The sequence below is a fragment of the Romboutsia sp. genome (assembly GCF_035470145.1).
In the GTDB taxonomy this organism is placed as follows: domain Bacteria; phylum Bacillota; class Clostridia; order Peptostreptococcales; family Peptostreptococcaceae; genus Romboutsia_D.
In genome coordinates, this window is record NZ_DATIRC010000105.1 from 1 (window position 1) to 3,004 (window position 3,004).

General features: G+C 27.5%; 6 protein-coding genes. 4 read left to right on the plus strand and 2 right to left on the minus strand.

Annotated features, from left to right (window positions below):
- Window positions 1-927, minus strand: a 927-nt coding sequence (locus VLM92_RS03990; protein ID WP_325275059.1) for a DNA cytosine methyltransferase, incomplete at its 3' end; no start/stop codon positions are given.
- A gap of 11 nt (window positions 928-938) precedes the next feature.
- Window positions 939-1,085: a hypothetical protein gene (locus VLM92_RS03995; protein WP_325275060.1), complete on the minus strand. Its 147-nt coding sequence runs from the start codon at window positions 1,083-1,085 to the stop codon at window positions 939-941.
- Window positions 1,086-1,518: 433 nt separating this feature from the next.
- Here VLM92_RS03995 and VLM92_RS04000 point away from each other — a divergent pair, with 433 nt between their 5' ends.
- From VLM92_RS04000 to VLM92_RS04015, 4 genes are all read left to right on the plus strand, one after another.
- Window positions 1,519-1,662, plus strand: a complete 144-nt coding sequence (locus VLM92_RS04000; protein WP_325275061.1) for an AbrB/MazE/SpoVT family DNA-binding domain-containing protein — start codon at window positions 1,519-1,521, stop codon at window positions 1,660-1,662.
- Window positions 1,663-1,672: 10 nt separating this feature from the next.
- Window positions 1,673-2,311 (plus strand): hypothetical protein, encoded by a 639-nt coding sequence (locus VLM92_RS04005; protein WP_325275062.1) that lies wholly within the window; start codon window positions 1,673-1,675, stop codon window positions 2,309-2,311.
- Window positions 2,312-2,469: 158 nt separating this feature from the next.
- On the plus strand, window positions 2,470-2,655 hold the full coding sequence (locus VLM92_RS04010) for a hypothetical protein (protein ID WP_325275063.1): 186 nt from the start codon (window positions 2,470-2,472) through the stop codon (window positions 2,653-2,655).
- Between the two features lie 31 nt (window positions 2,656-2,686).
- A complete protein-coding gene (locus VLM92_RS04015) occupies window positions 2,687-2,890 on the plus strand; it encodes a hypothetical protein (protein ID WP_325275064.1) in 204 nt (67 codons plus the stop codon).
- Window positions 2,891-3,004: the final 114 nt, after the last annotated feature.

Sequence of the window (3,004 nt, forward strand, 5' to 3'; positions counted from 1 at the left end):
CCCTTTAAATATATGTGCTATTGCATCAACTGTCCAACCATCACCCAACATATTATATCTTTGGCTATCACTTACACCTTTTGTATACCCAACAGGAACAGTTTGTAATATTTCATATTCAGTAGGAGTAAGTTTTCTACACCTCCCATTTTGATATACTTTCTTTTGCAGATTTCCGCCTCTGCAACTTGTAAGCGTAGGACATTTAAATTTTTTACTAGACACTCTTTTTTGTATATCATGCCCTTTCATAATTAAAGTACAGGCAACTCTTTTATCTTCCCCTTGAAATTCAAAACCCCTGTCATTGTACCAAAACTTTTCATCTACTTTTTCATCGCTTAATATTATATCTTTTAGCACCAAATTGCTTTCTTTTGGCAACTCTGCTATATTAATATCTGTCCAATAAAGCCTTTCTCTATTTTGTGCTGAAAATATAGAACTATTTATTTTTACAGGCTCTAACCCTAACACACTATTAACTACTTCTTCATCATTTTTTTTCATAACTACATTTTCAAATAAAAATTTTACATTTTGATTATTATTAGCTTTTATATAGTCATAAATTTCTTTAAATATAAAAAATAAGCTAGAGTGCTTTCCATATACACCTTTTCCTATACTGTGCATATTCTCCCAATTATTACTTCCACCTTGAATTGTACATTTACTGAAATCTCTGCAAGGTGTACCACTTATAACTAAATCAATTCTAGGTAATTTATCAAGTTCAGCTTCATTTATTTTTGTCATATCCCCTAATTGGATAGTATTAGGATAATTCTTTTGAGTTATTTTGATACTGCTATTTTCTATTTCACTTGCAAAGTAATTATTTACTTTTATTCCTGCTCTTTCAAGTGCTATTTGTCCACAACTCATACCATCACATAAACTTAATACATTAATTCCCTTTTCCATTTTAATACCCCCTATTTATTTTTAATCTCTTTTTTTAATACCCAACTTATATAATTACTCAAACTTCTATCTTCTTCTTTGGCTTTTTCTTCTGCAAGCTTTAACAATTCTTTGTCTATGGTTATAAATACTCTTTTATTACTATCTTTTATAGCCATTTTAACCACCTTCTTAATTTAATATATTATAAATGTATCACAAGTGTTACACTAATGCAATAATTATTTTTATAAATCTTTTCAACTAGGAACTTGGATATTTTTACCATTACTTATGAACTGTTTTATCCACATATTAACATTCCACCGTCACGACTTTTTTCGTTGTGGTACAATTCCACCGTCACGACTTTTTTCGTGATGCTTGTTAGTAAGTATCATTTTACCGTCACGACTTTTTTCGTTGTGGTATACCATCACGACTTTTTTCGTGATGACCATCACGACTTTTTTCGTGATATATTCTATAATTACTTTATTCTATAATTAAGTTACTTTATTATTTATTATTTATTCACTGAAAACTATTGCACATTAATTTAAATTAGCATATAATGATATATATAAACAAATACTAATAAGAGGTGATAAAATGAAATCAACTGTAAAAGTTCAAGCTAATAAAAGTAATACATTTATAAATATACCTAAAGAAATGAGAGAAGCTTTAGATATAAAAAAAGGTGATACACTTTTATTAATAGTAAAAGACGGAAAAATAATAATAGAAAAGTAGGTGCAACAAAATGAGATACCAAATATTTACACTTCAACAAGATGCCCTAGTTGATTTAGGGCTGAACGTTGAAGAAGCCTTATTACTAGACTGGGTACTTAATTGGAAAGACGGAACAGGAATGAAAAGGGACTTTATAGAGGAAAAGCAAGATATAGGCTATTGGATAAATTATGAAACAGTAGTAAAAGAATTACCTATACTATTCAAACAACCAACTTCTGATATGTCGGAAAAGGATTTAAAGAAACTTCTAAGGAATAATAAAGATAAAGTAGGAAGAATGTTAAAAGGCAACCTTTCAAAAGTTCTTACACCTTTTAAAAAGGTCGTAAAAGGCGATAAAAATAAGTTAGGCTCAATGGTATATGTAGTTCTTAACAGGGAAACAATAGACAAATTAAAGAATATGGAGAATAAAAAAGACCTATCTGTTGTAGCAGATAAGCCTTTACAAAATACCGATTCAAATAATACTGATACTGATATTATATGTGAAAACAAAGAAAATATTCAACAGGAAAAATCTGCTAGAGAAATAGCAATTGAGAATTGCAAAAAACTTTTTAAAGACTTCGACAAATCAAATGAGTTTGTAAAAGATGTAAGAATAAATAATGAACTCAAAAGAATGGGCATAATTGATTAAAAAAATAAAAAAAGTAGCTTATAAAAAATATAGGCTACTTCTAAAAACTAGAACTCAAGTGAAAATTAGATCAATTAGATGATAACACAAGATAGAATAAAATTAAAGGCATTAATAAAGTAATGAAATATAATTTTCATTGTAAAGGAGAGAGTATTATGAAGTGTGATAAATTTGAAAAAGGTGAAAGAGTAAAGATAGATACTCATAATAAAGATAGGGAGATAATAGGAGTTGTATTTGATTTTACGTATAATAAATTCGGGAAGGTGTATAAGGTTAGATTTAAAGAAAATAGTATAGGTGAATTTTTCGCAAGTGAACTTATTAAAATTGAGCAATAAAATAATTCTTTTAATAGTTAGGAGGGAAAATATGTTATTAAATGATGATAAAGATATGCTTAAAGAAGCAAATTCAAAACTTAAAGATATTCATAATATCTTAAAAGAATATGATTGTGATATGATTTGTCAGCATAGCTATTGTCCATTCAAAATTAATTTAAGCAATAGATGCTTAATAGGAGTTTTAGAAGAAGTAAGCGAAGGAATAGAATTTGAAGTAAATAAAAAATAAATTTTATAATTAAAATTAAAGGGGAATAATTACAAATGAAAAATATGAAAGATAATGATTTGATGATATTTATTTTAGCTTGTACTGCATCAGTTTTTATAAGTGCAATAGCAT

What these genes read in the sequence shown, in the direction of transcription:
- VLM92_RS04010 (WP_325275063.1), top strand. Translation starts at nt 2,470, where the DNA reads ATGAAGTGTGATAAATTTGAAAAAGGTGAAAGAGTAAAGATAGATACT.
- VLM92_RS04000 (WP_325275061.1), top strand. Translation starts at nt 1,519, where the DNA reads ATGAAATCAACTGTAAAAGTTCAAGCTAATAAAAGTAATACATTTATA.
- VLM92_RS03995 (WP_325275060.1), bottom strand. Translation starts at nt 1,085, where the DNA reads ATGGCTATAAAAGATAGTAATAAAAGAGTATTTATAACCATAGACAAA.
- VLM92_RS04015 (WP_325275064.1), top strand. Translation starts at nt 2,687, where the DNA reads ATGTTATTAAATGATGATAAAGATATGCTTAAAGAAGCAAATTCAAAA.
- VLM92_RS04005 (WP_325275062.1), top strand. Translation starts at nt 1,673, where the DNA reads ATGAGATACCAAATATTTACACTTCAACAAGATGCCCTAGTTGATTTA.